The following is a 19,347-nucleotide window of genomic DNA, read 5'->3' as shown; positions in this document are numbered from 1 at the left end:
GGCCCAATCGCCTGTTTCGCTGGTCCCTTCCTGTCGGCTTGGCCAGCATCCTAAGCAGAATATCTCGATATTGCCCACGAATGGGCAATATCGAGATATTCTGCAAGTGCTTGAAATCTTGCAAGTTCCTCTTGATCGAGCCTATGGCTCGATCAAGAGGAACTTGCATGGTGGTGGGGCGTTGTAGCGAGGCTGTTCCGGCCTGTCGAGGCGCTCATCCATGAAAAACCCGCCTGTTGGGGCCAACAGGCGGGTTATTTCGTCAAGCACGCCACTCGCCGCTCCTGGCGGCTACGAGCCTCAATCGTCCCCAGCGTCCGCCGGATCGATATTGTCGAGGATGCGCTCGGCGATCAGGCCGGCATTCTGGCGAATCTGACCCTCGATCTTGTCGGCAACGTCCGGATTGTCCTTGAGGAACTGCTTGGCGTTCTCGCGCCCCTGGCCGAGGCGCTGGCTCTCATAGCTGAACCAGGCACCGGACTTCTCGACCACGCCGGCCTTGACGCCGAGGTCGATCAGTTCGCCCACCTTCGAGACGCCCTCGCCATACATGATGTCGAATTCGATCTGCTTGAAGGGGGGCGCCACCTTGTTCTTGACCACCTTCACGCGGGTCTGGTTGCCGACCACCTCTTCCCTGTCCTTGATCGCGCCGATACGGCGGATATCGAGGCGGACGGAGGCGTAGAATTTCAGGGCGTTACCGCCCGTGGTGGTTTCCGGGCTGCCATACATCACGCCGATCTTCATGCGGATCTGGTTGATGAAGATCACCATCGAGTTGGAACGCCCGATCGAGGCCGTCAGCTTGCGCAAAGCCTGGCTCATCAGGCGGGCCTGCAGACCGGGCTGCACATCGCCCATCTCGCCTTCGATTTCGGCCTTGGGCGTCAGCGCCGCCACGGAGTCGATCACGATCACGTCGATCGCACCCGAGCGCACCAGCGTGTCGCAGATTTCCAGCGCCTGCTCGCCGGTGTCGGGCTGCGAGATCAGCAACTCGTCGAGATTGACGCCAAGCTTGCGGGCATAGACCGGATCGAGCGCATGCTCGGCATCGATGAAGGCGCAGACACCGCCCCGCTTCTGGGCTTCGGCGACGGAGTGCAGCGCCAGCGTGGTCTTGCCGGAGGATTCCGGCCCGTAGATCTCGATGACCCGCCCCTTGGGCAGGCCGCCGACACCGAGGGCGATGTCGAGACCGAGAGAACCGGTGGAGATCGCCTCGACCTCCATCGTCTTGGTGCCCTTGCCGAGCCGCATGATCGAGCCCTTGCCGAAGGAGCGTTCGATCTGTGATAGGGCGGCGTCGAGCGCCTTCGTCTTGTCCATGGAGCTTCCTTCGACCAAGCGCAGCTGCGTCTGACTCATATGCCCGTTTCCCTATCAAGCACGAACGGATTCGTCATCCGGACCAATCATTTTCCAACACCGGGCTGCAATCTTGTCGCAATTCGAAGCCCCGTGGCGCTATGTACCCATTTTGTTCTCGTTAACGCAAGTTCTATTTTTGTTCTCAAATCTCTTATTTAACAAAGGCTGATCACCGGGCGAGCTTGCGATAAATCATCATACCATTGCGCCGTTCAGGCTTGCGCCCCACGGCCCTCCCCGTCCACACTCCCTGCCGGCAGGATGCGCCGGCAACCCGCTCCGGACATGCGGGACAGGAAACGGGACGATTGCAATGACGAATAGGCAGGAGAGCGTCGGCTTCATCGGAGTCGGCTATATGGGCCATGGCATGGCCAAGAACATCGTGGAGAAGGGCTACGCACTGACGGTGATGGGGCATCGCAACCGCGCGCCCGTCGAGGATCTGGTGGCGCGCGGGGCCAAGGAGGCCAAGACACCGCGCGAGGTCGGCGCGGCTTCCAGCATCGTCTTCCTGTGCGTCACCGGTTCGCGGCAGGTCGAAGCGCTGATACGGGGCCCTGACGGGCTGAAGGCCGGCCTGAAGCCTGGTTCCGTCGTCGTCGACTGCTCGACTTCCGACCCCAACTCCACCCTGGCGCTTGCCGCCGAACTCGCCGAGGCCGGCATCGACTACGCCGATGCTCCGCTCGGCCGCACGCCAAAGGAGGCCTGGGAAGGCACGCTCGACACCATGATCGGCGCCAGCGACGCCCTGTTCGAGCGCCTCAAGCCGGTGATTTCAACCTGGGCCGGACGCATCGTGCATATCGGCGGCACGGGCGATGGTCATCGCATGAAGCTGCTCAACAACTTCGTGTCGCTGGGCTATGCCGCCCTCTATGCGGAGGCCCTCGCCTTGTCGCAGAAGGTCGGCATCACGCCCAAGCGCTTCGACAGCGTCATTCGCGGCGGGCGCATGGATTGCGGCTTCTACCAGACCTTCTCACGCTGGGTCCTGGAGGGCGACGAGAATGCGCACAAATTCACCATCGCCAATGCCTTCAAGGACCTGACCTATCTGGAGGCGATGGCGGACGCCGCCGGGCTGGTCAATCCGATCGGCAATGCGGTGAAGAACTCGTTCGGGGTGGCGATGGCCGCCGGCGGCGCCGAGCGCTATGTGCCGATGCTCACCGACTATATCGGCCGCCTGAACGGCACCGATCTCGTCCCGGCCAACCAGAACTGACCGGATATCACAGGCAGAACGCCGCGCCCTTGCGGGCGCGGCGTTCTTGTTTCCACCTGTATAGGCCGGATCAGAAGGTGCGGCGCAGACGCACGCCGGCACCGACGGCGTCGACCGTCTTGCTGTTCAGCCCTTCCGGATCCTTGTTCTGGTACCAGACTTCGGCGCCCGCAATGAAGCCCTTGACGACGGTGTAGTTCACCTGGCCGCCAACGACATAGTAGTTGAAATTGTCGGTGATGTTGGAGGCGATGCGCGGTGCGTCGAAGTGCAGATAGCCGCCGAACAGAATGGCCTGCAGGTTCTTGGTCACGTTGAGACCGGCCTCGCCCTGCACGGCGAAGCCCTTGGCGCTGTCGAGATCATGGATCGTGCCGTTGGTTATGTAGGCGTCCACGCCGCCGAAGCCCAGGGTGGACGAGCCATTCGGCTGGGAACCACCGACGCCGAGATATTTTACGGCGCCGTCCGCGTAGCTGGCCTCGGCCGCGATGTAGGCCCCCTCGAGAACCGGCAGGTTGACGTTGCCGCCAACACCGATCGAATAACCGTACTTCGTACTATAGCCGGCCGTTGCGCTGCGGTTCTGATGAAGGGCGCCCATCACCTGGAAACGGCCCCAGCCGTTCTTGTTGTCGTCATAGCCGACGACGCCGACGATATCAGGCATCTGGGCACCGCCGACGCCACCAGCAACCGTGACGCCATTGACCACGACATTGTTTCCGTAGACCGAGGCATTGGCGCGATGATCACGGCCGTCTTCGATCGATAGGGTGGCGTAAGCCTTGTCGAACTGCGCCGTATAGCTGATCAGGTTGCGCCGGCCCTGCTCGCCGAAATAGGGCGCGAAGAACTCGGCCTGATAATTGGGGTCGTAGAAGGCATAGGGCGACCAGGCATAACCGGCCGTCAGGCCGCCGAACTGCAGATAGGCCTGGCGCACCTGGAAGGTGTCATGCGTGGCCGCCCCCGCATTCGACTCGGCCTGGAGTTCGAAGAAGGAGCGCAGCATGCCCCAGTCGGTCTGAGTGCGCGCATCGAAGCGGATGCGGGCGTTGGTCCGAAACTGCGTCTGGCTGATGTTGCGCTTGCCCGTTGCATTGCTGGGCGCCTGCGCAAACCAATAGTCGGCCCGGATCTGGCCGCTGATCTTCAGGCAGGTGTCGGTGCCCGGAATATAGAAAAAGCCCGGACCGAACGCCGTACATACCTTCACATATTCGACGGCCTCGCCCTTGCTCATCGGCAAGTCTGTAGCAGATGCGGCCGAAATGCCAAGAAATCCGGCGCCAGCGCCGAGTAAAATTGCACGAATAGACATAGAAATACCCCGATCTCATAAGTCGACCCCTTCAAGAGGGCCTCTCTCTTCGGCAAGCCGGCAAAGCAATATTGGGCATACCGAAGAGGCGCAGTCGTTGTGCACCGCGATATCGAAGCTTTCCTCCCAGGCGAGACATTACACAATGTTAAGGTGAGTCACCGTTCTGACACAAAAGGGCTTTGTCCATGACAGTTGCGAATTCGCAACAGCACGCGAAACGTGCATGAAAAAGGCCTCTCCCTTTTCAGGAAGAGGCCTCGCCGAAAAAGCAGGCGCGTGAACTCAGCCCAGGTTGAGTTCCTTGAAGAAGTCATTGCCCTTGTCGTCGATGACGATGAAGGCCGGGAAGTCCTCGACCTCGATGCGCCACACCGCCTCCATGCCGAGTTCTGGATATTCCAATACCTCGACCTTCTTGATGCAGTCCTGGGCGAGGCGTGCGGCGGGGCCGCCGATCGAGCCGAGATAGAAGCCGCCATGCTTGGCGCAGGCCTCGCGGACCTGGGCGGAACGGTTGCCCTTGGCCAGCATCACCATCGAGCCGCCCGCCGCCTGGAACTGGTCGACATAGCTGTCCATCCGGCCCGCCGTGGTTGGGCCGAACGAGCCGGAGGCATAGCCGGCCGGCGTCTTGGCCGGGCCGGCGTAATAGACCGGGTGGTTCTTGAGGTAGTCGGGCAGCCCTCCCCCCGCTTCCAGACGTTCGCGCAGCTTGGAATGGGCGAGGTCACGCGCCACGATGATGGGCCCCGTCAGCGACACACGCGTCTTCACCGGATGGCGCGACAGGGTCTCCAGGATATTAGACATCGGCTGGTTGAGATCGATCTTCACCACCGCTCCGCCGAGCTTGCTCTCGTCGATCTCGGGCAGGAAGCGCGCCGGATTGTGCTCGAGTTCCTCCAGGAAGACGCCGTCCCGGGTGATCTTGCCCATGGCCTGGCGGTCGGCCGAGCAGGACACGCCGAGGCCGATCGGCAGGCTGGCGCCATGCCGCGGCAGGCGAATGACGCGCACGTCATGACAGAAATACTTGCCGCCGAACTGGGCGCCGACGCCGAGCGACTGGGTGAGTTTGTGGACTTCCTTCTCGAGTTCGAGGTCACGGAAAGCGTGGCCGAGCTCGGAACCTTCGGTCGGAAGGGTATCGAGATAGCGAGCCGAGGCGAGTTTCACCGCCTTCAGCGTGAGTTCGGCGGAGGTGCCGCCGATCACCACCGCAAGATGGTAAGGCGGGCAGGCTGCCGTGCCGAGCGTGAGGATCTTCTCCTTCAGGAAGGCGACCAGGCGGTCCTTGGAGAGGATGGAGGGCGTGGCCTGATAGAGGAAGGTCTTGTTGGCCGAACCGCCGCCCTTCGCGACGAAGAGGAACTTGTAGGCCTCCTCCCCTTCCGCCGAAATGTCGATCTGCGCCGGCAGGTTGGTCTTGGTGTTCTTCTCCTCGAACATCGACAGCGGCGCCAGCTGCGAATAGCGCAGGTTCTTCTTCTCATAGGCGTCGCGGATGCCCTGGGCGATGGCGCCTTCGTCCTCGCCATCCGTCCAGACCTTGCGGCCCTTCTTGGCCATCACGATGGCGGTGCCGGTATCCTGGCACATGGGCAGCACGCCGCCGGCGGCGATATTCGCGTTCTTGAGCAGGTCATAGGCGACGAAGCGGTCATTGTCCGTCGCCTCGGGATCCTCGAGGATGTTGCGCAATTGCTGGAGATGGCCGGGGCGCAAGAGATGGTTGATGTCCATGAAGGCCTGCTCGGCCAGAAGCCGCAATGCCTCGCCATCCACCTGCAGGATCTCGCTGCCGCCGAGCTTCTCGACCCGCACGCCTTCGCTGGTCAGCTTGCGATAAGGCGTCTCGTCCGCTCCCAGGGGAAACAGGGGAACATGGGGATAGCGGGCATTGGAGGCGGAATCGGGCATGGAGAGGGTCTCCGGATCAGGACGAACCGAGGCGGGGCCGGGGCACCGCCAGTTTGGCCCTGATGTAGTCGCTTTTCTCGCCGCTGCCTATGATCAATTGGAATTGTTCCAGTCCACAGAAAGGGGCATGCTCCGATTTGTCATAGCCGGGCTTGTCCCGGCTATCCAGGAGTCACGCGCAAACAGGCAAGGAGCTGGATTGCCGGGTCGAGCCCGGCAATGACAAAGGTCGAGCGAGCTTGAATACGCTGAAGTCGACCGCATTGGCCCTAGAATGCGCTCAGGCGGACGCCGCCATAGACGCCAAGCCCCGGCTGCTGGAAACCGACCGGGGTCTCGTAGCGACGGTCGAACAGGTTGTCGACGCGGGCGAACACGCTCGCACGCTCGTCGACCTTGTAGTCGGCAGCCAGATTCACCGTCGCATAGCCGGAAGCCTTCAGGCGCGGGATCGAGAAGCTGCGATTGCCGTCGATCCAGGAGCCGACATAGAGCACCGTGGCCGACAGGTTGAGCGCCTCCGTCGGCGACCAGTCGACCTGCAAGCTTGCCTTGTGCCTGGGGCGGCGCAACAGGCTTGTTTCGGTGACGTCGTTGCGGGCGATGGTGAAGGTATAGTCCCCTCTCAAGGACATCTGCTCGTTCACCCGGACCGAGACGAAGGATTCATTGCCATAGGTCGTGGCCCGGCCGACATTCACATTGGTGGTGAAGGTGTCGTTGTAGTCGATCAGATTGCGGATGCGGTTGTAATAGAAGGTAGAACCGATGCGCAGGCGGTCTGCGAACAGGGGCTGCTCGAAGCCGACGTCGTAACCGCTGCTTTCTTCGGGCTTCAGATTGCGGTTGGCATAGAAGAAGGGCGGATAATCGCGATAGAGTTGGCTGAGGGTCGGCGCCTTGAAGCCGGTGCCATAGCTCGCACGCAGCAAGGTCCCGGTCGCCGCGATCGTATAGGCGGGCGCGACGCGCCAGGTCAGACGGCCGCCGAAATCGTCGTTGCGGTCGTAGCGCAGGTTCGAGGTCAGGTAGAAATTCTCGAACCAGTTGGACTGGAGCTGGGCGAACGCCGCCGAATTGCCGCTGGAGGCGGTCAGGTCTTCGGCCTGCAGGCGATAATTCTCGCGCTCCAGCCCGAGAGTGAGCTTGTGGTCATCGGTAATTGCGACCTCCTGGCGCGGGTCGAACTTCAGGCGCTCGCCGATGCTGGTCGATGGCGGCGTCATGTTTTCCGGAGAAGGTACGCTGCGCCGACGATCCCTGAGATAGTCGATGCCCAGGACGGTCCGATAGCGATCATCGAGCGAGTGCCAGACGACCTCGCCACGCGTGAGGAAAAGCCCTTCGGTCTGCGAACTGTGCAGGGCATTCGGCCCGGTGAAGGAATCGCCGGTGAACAGGAGCTTCGAATCGGAATAGCGCGCGATCAGGCTGGCGCTGAGATTGTCGGTAAAATCAGCGCCGAGCCGGGCCGAATAGACCTTGTTGTCATAGAGGTTGCCGATGGCTCTCTGGCCGGGCGGCAGCAGGTCGATCGGCGTCACCGGCGTGTCCGTGGCACGGAGATGGTCGATGCCGAAGGCATAATTGAACATCGAGTGCGAGCCGCTCAGCCCGATGCGCTGGTTGAAGGTCCCGAAGGAACCGCCTTCCAGCATGGCCGTCAGTTTCGGCGTGCCGGATCCCTTCCTGGAGGTGACGGCGATCACGCCGCCAATGGCATCGGCGCCATAGAGGCCGCTTTGCGGGCCGCGCAGCACCTCGATCCGCTCCACATCGCCTGCCAGCAACTTGCCGAAATCGAAGGCACCGTTGGGATTGCCGGGATCGCCGACATCGATGCCGTCGATCAGCACCTTGACGTGATTGGCGTTGGAACCGCGCATGAACACCGCGGTCTGGCTGCCCGGACCGCCTGCCTGCACGAGATTGAGGCCGGGCACGGTGGCCAGCACATCGCTTACCGTGCGGCGCTGCCCCTTCTCGATCTCCTCGGCCGTGATGACCGTGACCGTGCTGCCGAGCTGGCTGGCCGGCGTCGGGGCGCCCGTCACGACGACGGGATCGAGTTCGATCGGCTCGTCGCCCGCCGCCGGCTGTGCCCGGGCTGGAAGGGTCGGCAAGGCGGCAAGGGAAGCCAAAAGCACAAGCCCGAGACCGGGCAATGCGGCTGCAGGGAAACGATTGATCACGTCAGACCTCGTCGCGACGTCCAGTGGCCATCACCGCGAGGAGGCCCGCACCGTCATGCTCGGAGGCGCAAACGGTTCGGCTTCCATCGGAACACCCCGCCCGATGTCGTCGCGCGTGACCACGGCTGACGGCAGGTCTCCTGGCTGGCGGATCGCCGTCCCCTGCCGCCTTCCCGGATCGCGATCCAGTGGCCGTTCTGGCAGGAACTCACCGCTCACAGTTGCGGGGGCAGCCGCGCTTCGGGCATCGGCCCTCGTCGCGTTCCCATTTGATCCTCGAAAGGAACCGTCACATCGACGCCGTAATCGGATCGGCCCGCGCCGTCAACTCGCCAGAGATGTAATACCTATATAAACATGTCTTTATATCGGCCTTGACTTTCAGCGTGCCTTGGCGTCTGCTCGCGTGGTCGAGGTTCTTCCATCCTCGTGATGGAAGCTAAGAGGGAAGCCGGTGCGATGCCGGCGCTGCCCCCGCAACTGTAGACGGCGAGAGCTTGCTCATCATGCCACTGCCTGCTTTTCGCGGGTGGGAAGGCGGGCAGGCCCGGTGACCCGTGAGCCAGGAGACCTGCCCCGACGAACGTAAACGTCCTCGGGCGGGGTGTCCCGGTGGTTGCGTGACCAGAGCCAGACTTCCTGGCAGGTCATGCGCTCCCGTACGGCCTTTGCCCCCAGTTCTTCATGGGGTCTGCCGATGTTCAAGCTTCAAACTGCCGTCATGCGTGAAGGCGCGGCCAATCCGGCTGCCCGACGACGAATGCGTTGCGGCGTGCCCTAACGGCACGCCGATGCTCCGCTCCCCTCTTCCATTCACCGCAAACCGGGACCCATCGGTCACCGGCAGGAGACACGCATGTCCATTCCAATCTCGACACTCGGCACGCCGCGCATCGGTCCGCGCCGCGAACTCAAGACGGCCCTGGAGGCTTTCTGGGCCGGAAAGCAGGACGAAGCCGCCCTGCTCTCGACGGCCGCCCAGCTGCGCGCCAGCAACTGGGCCCGGCAGAGCCTGCTCGGTGTCACCCATATCCCGTCCAATGATTTCTCGCTCTACGACCAGGTCCTCGACATGAGTGCGACGGTCGGCGCCATTCCCCGCCACTATGGCTGGGAAGGCGGCCCGGTCTCGCTTGCCACCTACTTCGCCATGGCGCGCGGCAGCCACGGCCATGATGGTCGCGACCACGATGATCGAGGCAATACGGGCTGCAGCCATGACGGCCACGGCGGCGGGATTCCCGCGCTCGAAATGACCAAATGGTTCGACACCAACTACCATTACATGGTTCCCGAATTTCGCCGCGGCCAGGCCTTCGAGCTCGCCTCGACCAAGCCCATCGACGAATTCACGGAAGCCGCTACGCTCGGCTTCCACACCCACCCCGTCCTCATCGGGCCGGTGACCTATCTGCTGCTCGGCAAGGGCAAGGATACCGGCTTCGATCCGCTCGCCCTCCTGCCCGGGCTTCTGCCCGTCTATGCCGAGATCCTGCGCAGGCTGGCCGCGGCCGGTGCCGACTGGGTGCAGCTCGACGAGCCCTGCCTGGTGCTCGATCTCGACGAGCGGACACGCACGGCGCTGCGTCAGACCTACGATGTCCTGGCCGGTACAGTCTCCGATCTCAAGATCATGGTGGCGAGCTATTTCGGCGGCCTGGGCGACAATCTCGATCTGGCACTCGCCCTTCCGGCAGCCGGCCTGCATCTCGACCTGGCAAGGGCACCGGAACAGCTCGGGCGAGCGGTCGAGCAAGCACCCGCCGACAAGGTGTTGTCGCTGGGCGTGATCGACGGCCGCAATGTCTGGCGCAGCGACCTGACCACCCTTCTCGACAGGATCGAGCCCGATGTCGCGGCTCTCGGCGCGCATCGCGTGGTGCTGGCTCCCAGCTGCTCCCTGCTGCACGTGCCCTATGACCTTGCGCTGGAAACGGAACTCGACCCCGAGCTGGGCAAGTGGCTCGCCTTTGCGGTGCAGAAGATCGGCGAACTCAAAACCCTGGCGACTGCGCTGGTCGATGGTCGCAAAGCCGTCGGCGAAGCGCTTGGCAGCTCGGACGCGGCCGCTGGCGCCCGCCGTGTATCCGATCGTATACACAATCCGGCCGTCGCCGATCGCATGGCCGCGATCACACCGGCCATGCACGAACGCCAGCATCCCTACCCGCTACGCCGTCGCGCCCAGGAATGGCTTGGCCTGCCGTCATTTCCCACCACCACGATCGGTTCCTTCCCCCAGACCGACGCCGTGCGCAAAGCACGCGCGGACCATGCAAAGGGCCGGATCGGTGATGCCGATTATCACGGCTTCCTGCGCCAGGAGACGGCGCAGGCCATCGCCTGGCAGGAAGAGATCGGCCTCGACGTCCTCGTGCACGGCGAATTCGAACGCAACGACATGGTGCAGTATTTCGGCGAGCAACTGGCCGGCTACGCCTTCACCGGGCACGGCTGGGTGCAGAGCTACGGCTCGCGCTGCGTGCGCCCGCCGATCATCTATGGCGACGTCTCGCGTCCCCGACCCATGACGGTGGATTGGGCGCGCTTTGCCCAGTCCCTCACCAGGCGTCCCGTCAAGGGCATGCTCACCGGGCCGGTCACCATGCTGCAATGGTCCTTCGTGCGGGACGACATTGAGCGCGAACAGGTCTGCCGGCAGATCGCTCTCGCCTTGCGCGACGAGGTCGGGGATCTCGAACAGGCCGGCATTCGCATCATCCAGATCGACGAGCCGGCCATTCGCGAAGGGCTGCCCCTCAGGCACGCCGAAAAGGAGGCCTATCTTGCCTGGGCGGTCGCGTGTTTTCGTCTTACCTCCTCGGGCGTCGACGATGCCACCCAGATCCACACCCATATGTGCTACTCGGAGTTCAACGACATCATCCATGCCGTCGGCGGCCTGGATGCGGATGTGATCTCGATCGAGACTGCCCGGTCCAGAATGGAGCTGCTCGATGCGTTCCGGGCCTATCGCTATCCCAACGAGATCGGCCCCGGCGTCTACGACATCCACTCTCCCCGCTGCCCCGGCGTGGCTGAAATGCGCGACCTCCTCACCAAGGCGCAGGAACGGATCGCCGGCGACCAGCTCTGGGTCAATCCCGATTGCGGCCTGAAGACCCGCAGCTGGGCGGAAGTCCGGCCGGCTCTCGCCAACATGGTTGTTGCCGCCCGTCAACTTCGTGAGGAGACCACCCCGGCGCGGGCGGCGACATCCGCCTGAAAAAGGATGCCGGGGCACGAAATTTGTGCCCCGGCATACTCTGTCCCCATTGAATAAAAGGGCGACACACACCATCTATTGACACATAGACACCAAAGCATACTAGATACGGTATTCACAGGTCGCCGGATTCGCCTCCGGCGCTAAGAGGGAATCCGGTAGCCCTTAGGGCAAAGCCGGGGCTGCCCCCGCAACTGTAAGCTGAGAGCGGCTGTCGATTGGCCACTGGCCGAGAGGTGGGTTTACCCCGCCCTCCCCGGGAAGGCAGGCAGTCCGCGACGACCCGCGAGCCAGGAGACCTGCCTGTGGATGCGTATCGTTTCCTCGGGCGGGGTGCCCCGACGGATCGCCTTGCTCGCGGCGCGTCATCCTGCGTCGGCGCGGAATGCGCTCCTCGGCCCAAGCCTCCAACATATTGGGGTTTGCCGAATGTCTCTTGATCTCGAAACTGCCACGACCACAAGGAAGCCTTTTCCAGGTACCGGCGCCGACAAGGCGTCCCCGGCATCCGAACCCGGCTACCAGGTCATTCGCCGCAATGGCAGCGTCACGCCTTTCGATGCTTCGAAGATCGCAGTGGCCCTGACCAAGGCCTTTCTCGCCGTCGAGGGGAACAGCGCTGCCGCTTCGCGCCGGGTGCATGACATCGTCGCCGAGCTCACGGCCCAGATCGTCGCCGGCCTGACCCGCCGTGCCGATGCCGGCCGCACCTTCCATATCGAGGATATCCAGGATCAGGTGGAACTCGCCCTGATGCGCGGCGAGCACCACAAGGTGGCGCGCGCCTATGTGCTCTATCGCGAACAGCACGCCCAAGAGCGGGCCCAGGAGCGTGCCGCCAAGGCCGAGGCACAGGCTGCCGCCACTCCTGCCCTGCGCATGAAGACGGCGGATGGCACTTTGCAGCCCCTCGACCGGGCGCGCCTTGCCACCCTGGTGCGCGAGGCCTGTGCAGGCCTTGCCGACACCCATGCCGAAACCGTGCTGAACGAGACCCAGCGCAACCTCTATGACGGCATCAGCCAGGACGAACTGGCGCTTGCGCCGATCCTCGCCGCCCGCACCCTGATCGAGACGGAACCCGATTACGCCAAGGTCAGCGCCCGGCTCCTCAACGACAAGCTGCGCCGCGAAGCGCTGAGCTTCGTCGGAGGCCATCCCGAACAGGCGACGCAGGCCGAGATGGCGAGCCGCTACGCCGAATATTTCCACGATTATATCAGCGTCGGCATCGCCAACGAATTGCTCGACCCGGAGCTTGGACGCTTCGACCTCGCCCGCCTTGCCGCCGCCCTCAAGCCCGAGCGCGACCTCAAGTTCGATTATCTCGGCTTGCAGACGCTCTATGACCGCTATTTCCTGCATGTGCGCGGCACGCGCTTCGAGCTGCCGCAGGCCTTCTTCATGCGCGTGGCCATGGGCCTGGCCCTGCGCGAAATCGACCGGGAAGGCCGCGCCATCGAGTTCTACGATCTTCTCTCCTCCTTCGACTTCATGGCCTCGACGCCCACCCTGTTCAATTCGGGCACGCTGCGCGCCCAGCTCTCTTCCTGCTTCCTGACCACGGTGTCCGACGATCTCGAAGGCATTTTCAAGGCGGTGAAGGACAATGCGTTGCTCGCCAAATATTCCGGCGGCCTCGGCAATGACTGGAGCAATGTGCGCGGCCTCGGCGCCCATATCAAAGGCACCAATGGCGAGAGCCAGGGCGTGGTGCCCTTTCTTAAGGTCGCCAACGACACCGCCATCGCCGTCAACCAGGGCGGCAAGCGCAAGGGCGCGGTCTGCGCCTATCTGGAGACCTGGCATGTCGACATCGAGGAGTTCCTCGATCTGCGCAAGAACACCGGGGACGATCGCCGCCGCACCCATGACATGAACACCGCCAACTGGGTGCCTGACCTGTTCATGGAGCGTGTCGAACAGGACGGTCCCTGGACCCTGTTCTCACCCGACGAAACGCCGGATCTGCACGATCTCTACGGCCCCGCCTTCAAGGCCGCCTATGAGGCGCACGAGGCGCGCGCGGCGCGCGGCGAGCTCAAGGTCTTCAGGCAGGTCCGCGCCCTGGACCTGTGGCGCAAGATGCTGACCATGCTGTTCGAGACCGGGCATCCCTGGATCACGTTCAAGGATCCCTGCAACATCCGCTCGCCCCAGCGGCACATCGGCGTGGTGCATTCCTCGAACCTGTGCACCGAGATCACGCTGAATACCTCCCATGACGAGGTGGCCGTGTGCAATCTCGGCTCGGTCAACCTCGCCGCCCATGTCGATGCCGACGGGCTGATGTTCGACAAGCTCAAGGCGACGGTGACGACGGCGATGCGCATGCTCGACAACGTCATCGACATCAATTTCTACACCATTCCCGAGGCGCGGCGCTCCAACCTCAGGCACCGGCCCGTCGGCTTGGGGATCATGGGCTTCCAGGATGCCCTGCAGAGCCTGCGCCTGCCCTATGCCTCCGATGCCGCCGTGCGCTTCGCCGACGAGAGCATGGAAGCGGTGTCGTTCCACGCCATCTCCGCCTCCGTCGATCTGGCAGCCGAACGCGGGCGCTATCCCAGCTTCGACGGCTCGCTGTGGTCGCAGGGCATCCTGCCGATCGACTCGGTCGGCCTGCTGGCCGAGACGCGCGACAACGCGGCATTCGATACCGGCACGACCCTGCCCTGGGACGTTCTGCGCGAGCGCGTGAAGGCGGTCGGCATGCGCAATTCCAACACCATGGCGATCGCGCCGACGGCGACAATCTCCAACATCTGCGGCGTTTCGCAGTCGATCGAGCCGGCCTATCAGAACCTGTTCGTGAAATCGAACATGTCGGGGGATTTCACGGTGGTCACCTCGGCCCTGGTCCACGACCTCAAGGCGCGCGGCCTGTGGGACGAGGTGATGATCTCCGATCTCAAATATTTCGACGGTTCCCTCGGCCAGATCGATCGCATCCCGGAGGATCTCAAGGCTCTCTACGCCACTGCCTTCGAGATCGACACCGCCTGGCTGATCGAGGCGGCGGCCCGCCGGCAGAAGTGGATCGACCAGGCCCAATCGCTCAACCTTTATATCGCCAATCCCTCCGGCAAGAAGCTCGATACGCTCTACCGCCTGGCCTGGAAGCGCGGCCTGAAGACGACCTATTACCTGCGCTCGCGGTCGGCCACCCATGTCGAGAAATCGACGCTGAAGGGCACCGACGGCAAGCTCAATGCCGTCTCCGCCACGGTGCCGCAAGCGGCCGCACCGATCCTGGTCGAAACGCAGCCGGACCTGCCTGCGTCGGAAGCTTGGGGCAAGGCCTGCTCCATCCACGATCCCGACTGCGAGGCCTGCCAGTGAGCCGAAGGAGTAGAGAACAATGACGATGCTCGACTGGTCCGAAACCACCTCGCCCGCAACCCAGCTTCCCCTGCCGCAGGGCGCAGCAGATGCGACCGGCCTTGGCGCGATCGACCGCAAGGGCGGCCGCGTCACGGTCGACGAGAAGCGGATGATCAATGCCCGCGCCGATGTGAACCAGCTCCTGCCGCTCAAATACAAATGGGCGTGGGAGAAATATCTCGCCGGCTGCAACAACCACTGGATGCCGACCGAGGTGTCGATGCAGGCCGACATCGCGCTGTGGAAGTCGCGTGACGGCCTGACCGAGGACGAGCGGCGCATGCTCAAGCGCAATCTCGGTTTCTTCGCCGCCTCCGAGAGCCTGGTCGCCAACAACATCGTGCTGGCGATCTACCGCCACCTCACCAACCCCGAATGCCGGCAATATCTGCTGCGCCAGGCTTTCGAGGAGGCGGTGCACACCCATACCTTCCAATATATCGTCGAGAGCCTCGGGCTCGACGAAGGCGAACTCTTCAACATGTATCGCGAGGTGCCCTCGATCACCGACAAGGCGGCTTGGGCCCTCAAGCACACCCGGCATCTCGACGATCCCGATTTCAAGACCGGTACGCCGGATGCCGACCAGGCCTTCCTGCGCGATCTCGTCGCCTTCTACGTCATCTTCGAGGGCATGTGGTTCTACACCGGCTTTGCCCAGATCCTCTCGCTCGGCCGCCGCAACAAGATGGTGGGGATCGCCGAGCAGTATCAGTACATCCTGCGCGACGAGAGCATCCATCTGAACTTCGGCATCGACGTGATCAACCAGATCAAGATCGAGAACCCGCACCTATGGACCCTCACCTTCCAGGCCGATCTCCAGCAGATGATCCGTGAAGCTGCAGAACTGGAGGCCGCCTATGGCCGGGACACCATGCCGCGCGGATTTCTCGGCCTCAACGCGGTGTCCTGCGAACAATATATGCATTTCATCGCCAACAGGCGCTGCGCCCAGCTCGGCCTCATGCCGGTGTTCCCTGATATCGAGAACCCCTTCCCCTGGATGAGCGAGGCGATGGACTTGAAGAAGGAGAAGAACTTCTTCGAGACGCGCGTCATCGAATACCAGAACGGCGGTGCACTGAGCTGGGATTAAAGGCAGGCGTTTAAGGTATTAGCAACGAGCTGGGGAAAGCTGGATGGGGCATCGTGACCCCTCATCCGCCCCTTCGGGGCACCTTCTCCCGCAAGGGGAGAAGGCGAGCGGGTAGCGCTACGCCTGCCGAAATGATCACCTTCTCCCCTTGCGGGAGAAGGTGCCGGCAGGCGGATGAGGGGTTGCACTGCCCCATCCAGATTTCAGATCCCAACGCCTCCAATGAAGTGGGACTGCTTGCTCCATCATCCCCCGCCAGGCGGGGAATGACGGACATTCGCTATCCCCTTCCCGACCTGCCCTCCCAAAGCCCTCGATAACAATGTCCTGAACACACCATCATCCGTCGCATCGCCTCTAGTCGGCGCGCCGACTCGATGTATTCTAATTCTCATTCGAGGTGCCGGTCCGCTCCCAAGGCGGCCCGGAGAATTGGGAAGCCGGTCCAAATCCGGCGCTGCCCCCGCAACGGTAGAGGAGAAGATCGCGGCACGTGCCACTGGGTCGGGAAGACCTGGGAAGGCGTCGCGATCGGGCCGGAAGGCTGCTCCTGAGCCCGGAAACCAGCCCCGATGAAAACCGACGGACGCGGTGGGCGTTCCGGAAGGAGGTTCGGCTGTGCCCTTGTATCGGCGCAGAGCCCCGATCCGCTTTCCCATCCCGCTGCCAAGTCAATGCATTGGTTGTCACGCGGGATTTTGACATGACAGCGCATCAGGACATGCTGGGCCGCCTCCGGACCCATCAATCGGGCACCACGCTCGAGGGCAAATTCTACACCGATCCGGAATTCTTCAAGCTCGATATGGAGAACATCTGGTATCGCGAATGGCTGTTCGCCGGCCATGACTGCGAACTTGGCAAGCCAGGCAGCTATTTCACCCTCCAGGTCGGCGACTATCCGGTGATCGTGCTGCGCTCCGGCGACGGCGCCATCCGCGCCTTTCACAATTCCTGCCGGCACCGGGGATCGCGGCTGTGCGCAGCGACAAGCGGCAGCGTCGCCAAGCTGGTCTGCCCCTATCATCAATGGACCTACGAACTCGACGGCCGCCTGCTGTTCGCCCGCGACATGGGGCCGGGCTTCGACGCGACGCAATATGGGCTCAAGCCGGTCCATTGCGAGAGCGTGGCCGGCTATATCTGGATCTGCCTCTCCAAGGAGGCGCCGGATTTCGAGACCTTCCGTGCCGGCGCCATGCCCTATCTGGCACCGCATGGCCTGAAGAACGCCAAGGTGGCCTTCGAGAGCACCATCGTCGAGAAGGGCAATTGGAAGCTGGTCTGGGAGAACAACCGCGAATGCTATCATTGCGCGGGCAACCATCCCGAGCTTTGCCGTACCTTCCCCGAGGCCCCGACGGTGACGGGCGTGCAGGGCGCCGACAAGGATCCGCTCATCGGCCAGCATTGGCGGCGCTGCGAGGAAGCCGGCCTGCCCAGCACTTTCAGCATTTCCGGTGACGGCCAGTTCCGCATGGCGCGCATGCCGCTGTTGCGCAATGCCATCAGCTACACGATGTCCGGCAAGCCGGCCGTGCAGCGACCACTCAGCCCTACGATCGAGGAAGGCAATATCGGCGCCCTCCTGCTCTTCCACTACCCCACCACCTGGAACCATGTGCTGGGCGACCACGCCGTGAGCTTCCGCGTGCTTCCGATCGGGCCGAGGGAAACACAGGTCACCACCAAATGGCTGGTGCACAAGGATGCCGTCGAGGGGGTCGACTACGACCTCGATGAACTTACCCATGTCTGGCAGATGACCAACGACCAGGACCGCCAGATCGTCGAGGAGAACCAACTCGGCGTCTCCTCGCCCGTCTACACGCCCGGCCCCTACGCCCCCGAGCACGAAGGCGGCGTGATGCAGTTCGTCGAGTGGTATCGCAACGCCATGGAAGCAGCGCTCGGTGGCGACAGCGTCCGTCTGCGCAGCGTGGCCTAGTGTCCCTACAGTCCATTCAGGTGGGGAGCGTTCCAGTTTGTCATAGCCGGGCTTGACCCGGCTATCCAGAAGCCACCGGCGCAATCGGGTTCGCAGCTGGATTGCCGGATCAAGCCCGGCAATGACAAAGGTCGCGCTCCCCAAGACACATCCGAATTCTATCCGGAACACCCGCCTCCCCCAGCCGGAGAGGGTGCCTGCGAAACCGATATATACAAAGGTAGACACCATGCCGTCGTCCTCCGCAACCCTGGCGAAGTTCAGGCATATCGACGAAACGCCGCCCTGGAACGATCAGAGCCAGGCGCTCGAATGTGTTTCCATCATCCATGAGGGCCGCGATGTCGCGACCTTCACCTTCCGAGCTGCCGAACAGGGCTGGTTTCGCTACGAACCGGGCCAGTTCATCACGCTGGAGATCCCGGCCGAGACAGGGCCGGTGCTGCGTACCTATACCTTGTCCTCGAGCCCCTCGCGCCCGCTCTCGATCAGCGTCACCGCCAAGGCGCAGGCTTCCAGCATCGGCACGCGCTGGATGCTGGACAATCTCAAGCCCGGCGCAAGGCTGAAGGCCTATGGCCCGCTCGGACACTTCACTTTTCACCGCCATCCGGCGGAGAAGTACCTGTTCATCTCGGCCGGGTCGGGCATCACCCCGATGATGTCGATGACCCGCTTTGCCGAGGACCATGGCAGTGCTGATGATATCGCCTTCGTCAATTGCGCGCGCCGGCCGAGCGAGATCATCTTCCGGCAGGAACTGGAGCGCATGGCCGGGCGCATGCCGCGCCTGCGCCTCGCCTGGATCGTGGAGGAAACAGAAGCTCAAGAGGCCTGGACCGGTTTCCAGGGTCGGCTCAACGCCCCGGCGCTACGCCTGATCGCACCGGACTTCAGGGAACGCGAGGTGTTCTGCTGCGGTCCAGCGCCCTTCATGGCTGCGGTCAAGGACATGCTTGAAGCCAATGGCTACGACATGCGCCGCTATCATGAGGAAAGCTTCCAGCCGACCGAAGCGCCGGCAGAGGAAATCGGGACGGACGAGGCTCTCGCCGGCGAAGCCAGCGTGGCCTTCACCAAATCCGGCATCGAGGTGCCGGCCTCCAGCCGCGACACCATTCTTCAGCTCGCCCGCAGCGCCGGCCTCAACATTCCGACTGGCTGCACCATGGGCCTGTGCGGCACCTGCAAGGTGCAATGCCTGTCGGGGCAGACCGCGATGACCCACCAGGGCGGCATTCGCGAGGAGGAAATCGCGGCCGGCCTCGTGCTGGCCTGCTGCACGAGGCCGCTCGGCCGCATCGAGATCGAGGCTTGAGATGACGATCGCCACGCACAACACCGTCGATGTCGATGCCGCCATCGTGCATTCCATCCTGAAAGCTACACGGGACGACGGTCCGGCCTTGCCGGAGGAACGGGCCAGAACCCTCCTGCTGGCCTGGATCCTCAGCCGCGAAGACGGCGTTGACCTCGCCAGGGAAGCGGCCGATCTGAAAGTCCTGTTGCTCGAGGCCGCGACCACGGACAATCCGCTGCTGCCGCATTTAAGCACCCTGCTCGACGAGATCAGGGACCATGCCGGCCGACAACGTGGTCGGCGGCGGCGTATTGATGCCTGAAGAGGCGGACGAGACGTCCGC

General features: G+C 63.3%; 11 protein-coding genes and 4 riboswitches. Of the genes, 7 read left to right on the top strand and 4 right to left on the bottom strand.

Features of this window, described 5'->3' with window-relative positions:
• Positions 1–300: 300 nt before the first annotated feature.
• The gene (recA, locus tag BA190_RS26260; protein WP_068294844.1) at positions 301–1,374 is read right to left on the bottom strand and encodes a recombinase RecA; all 1,074 of its coding nucleotides are present in this window, start codon (positions 1,372–1,374) and stop codon (positions 301–303) included.
• A gap of 316 nt (positions 1,375–1,690) precedes the next feature.
• Between recA and BA190_RS26255 the strand changes: the two genes are divergently transcribed.
• On the top strand, positions 1,691–2,608 hold the full coding sequence (locus BA190_RS26255) for an NAD(P)-dependent oxidoreductase (protein WP_068294841.1): 918 nt from the start codon (positions 1,691–1,693) through the stop codon (positions 2,606–2,608).
• Positions 2,609–2,678: 70 nt separating this feature from the next.
• Here the strand turns inward: BA190_RS26255 and BA190_RS26250 are convergent, their stop codons facing one another.
• The 3 genes from BA190_RS26250 to BA190_RS26240 form a co-directional block, all read right to left on the bottom strand.
• Positions 2,679–3,854 (bottom strand): porin, encoded by a 1,176-nt coding sequence (locus BA190_RS26250; protein WP_068294838.1) that lies wholly within the window; start codon positions 3,852–3,854, stop codon positions 2,679–2,681.
• A gap of 363 nt (positions 3,855–4,217) precedes the next feature.
• Positions 4,218–5,855: a fumarate hydratase gene (locus tag BA190_RS26245; RefSeq protein WP_068294835.1), complete on the bottom strand. Its 1,638-nt coding sequence runs from the start codon at positions 5,853–5,855 to the stop codon at positions 4,218–4,220.
• Positions 5,856–6,124: 269 nt separating this feature from the next.
• Positions 6,125–8,047, bottom strand: a complete 1,923-nt coding sequence (locus BA190_RS26240; RefSeq protein WP_068294832.1) for a TonB-dependent siderophore receptor — start codon at positions 8,045–8,047, stop codon at positions 6,125–6,127.
• A gap of 112 nt (positions 8,048–8,159) precedes the next feature.
• A riboswitch (cobalamin riboswitch) is annotated at positions 8,160–8,353 on the bottom strand.
• 90 nt (positions 8,354–8,443) lie between these two features.
• Positions 8,444–8,641: riboswitch (cobalamin riboswitch) on the top strand.
• A gap of 262 nt (positions 8,642–8,903) precedes the next feature.
• Here BA190_RS26240 and metE point away from each other — a divergent pair.
• The 6 genes from metE to BA190_RS26210 all read left to right on the top strand — a co-directional run bounded on the left by metE (position 8,904) and on the right by BA190_RS26210 (position 19,326).
• Entirely contained in the window at positions 8,904–11,273 is a 2,370-nt protein-coding gene (metE, locus tag BA190_RS26235; RefSeq protein ID WP_068294829.1) for a 5-methyltetrahydropteroyltriglutamate--homocysteine S-methyltransferase, read from the top strand.
• Positions 11,274–11,375: 102 nt separating this feature from the next.
• A riboswitch (cobalamin riboswitch) is annotated at positions 11,376–11,595 on the top strand.
• Between the two features lie 107 nt (positions 11,596–11,702).
• Positions 11,703–14,615, top strand: coding sequence for a ribonucleoside-diphosphate reductase subunit alpha (locus BA190_RS26230; RefSeq protein ID WP_068294826.1), 2,913 nt, complete (start codon positions 11,703–11,705; stop codon positions 14,613–14,615).
• Positions 14,616–14,640: 25 nt separating this feature from the next.
• Complete coding sequence (locus BA190_RS26225; protein ID WP_068295015.1) at positions 14,641–15,756, top strand: ribonucleotide-diphosphate reductase subunit beta; 1,116 nt, start codon at positions 14,641–14,643, stop codon at positions 15,754–15,756.
• A gap of 381 nt (positions 15,757–16,137) precedes the next feature.
• Positions 16,138–16,343: riboswitch (cobalamin riboswitch) on the top strand.
• 116 nt (positions 16,344–16,459) lie between these two features.
• Positions 16,460–17,704, top strand: a complete 1,245-nt coding sequence (locus BA190_RS26220; protein WP_068294823.1) for an aromatic ring-hydroxylating dioxygenase subunit alpha — start codon at positions 16,460–16,462, stop codon at positions 17,702–17,704.
• Positions 17,705–17,933: 229 nt separating this feature from the next.
• Positions 17,934–19,022 carry a hybrid-cluster NAD(P)-dependent oxidoreductase gene (locus tag BA190_RS26215; RefSeq protein WP_068294820.1) on the top strand — a complete coding sequence of 363 codons (1,089 nt, stop codon included), beginning with the start codon at positions 17,934–17,936 and terminating at the stop codon, positions 19,020–19,022.
• A 1-nt stretch (position 19,023) separates the two neighbouring features.
• Positions 19,024–19,326, top strand: a complete 303-nt coding sequence (locus BA190_RS26210; RefSeq protein ID WP_068294817.1) for a hypothetical protein — start codon at positions 19,024–19,026, stop codon at positions 19,324–19,326.
• Positions 19,327–19,347 lie beyond the last annotated feature (21 nt).

The sequence above is a fragment of the Labrys sp. WJW genome (assembly GCF_001676615.1).
Lineage (GTDB): Bacteria > Pseudomonadota > Alphaproteobacteria > Rhizobiales > Labraceae > Labrys > Labrys sedimenti.
This window is presented reverse-complemented; position numbering and strand designations above follow the sequence as displayed.

Excerpts from the sequence above, each read along its gene's own strand:
- recA (WP_068294844.1), bottom strand. The coding sequence starts at position 1,374 with ATGAGTCAGACGCAGCTGCGCTTGGTCGAAGGAAGCTCCATGGACAAG.
- BA190_RS26225 (WP_068295015.1), top strand. The coding sequence starts at position 14,641 with ATGCTCGACTGGTCCGAAACCACCTCGCCCGCAACCCAGCTTCCCCTG.
- metE (WP_068294829.1), top strand. The coding sequence starts at position 8,904 with ATGTCCATTCCAATCTCGACACTCGGCACGCCGCGCATCGGTCCGCGC.
- BA190_RS26250 (WP_068294838.1), bottom strand. The coding sequence starts at position 3,854 with ATGAGCAAGGGCGAGGCCGTCGAATATGTGAAGGTATGTACGGCGTTC.
- BA190_RS26255 (WP_068294841.1), top strand. The coding sequence starts at position 1,691 with ATGACGAATAGGCAGGAGAGCGTCGGCTTCATCGGAGTCGGCTATATG.
- BA190_RS26245 (WP_068294835.1), bottom strand. The coding sequence starts at position 5,855 with ATGCCCGATTCCGCCTCCAATGCCCGCTATCCCCATGTTCCCCTGTTT.
- BA190_RS26220 (WP_068294823.1), top strand. The coding sequence starts at position 16,460 with ATGACAGCGCATCAGGACATGCTGGGCCGCCTCCGGACCCATCAATCG.
- BA190_RS26210 (WP_068294817.1), top strand. The coding sequence starts at position 19,024 with ATGACGATCGCCACGCACAACACCGTCGATGTCGATGCCGCCATCGTG.
- BA190_RS26230 (WP_068294826.1), top strand. The coding sequence starts at position 11,703 with ATGTCTCTTGATCTCGAAACTGCCACGACCACAAGGAAGCCTTTTCCA.
- BA190_RS26215 (WP_068294820.1), top strand. The coding sequence starts at position 17,934 with ATGCCGTCGTCCTCCGCAACCCTGGCGAAGTTCAGGCATATCGACGAA.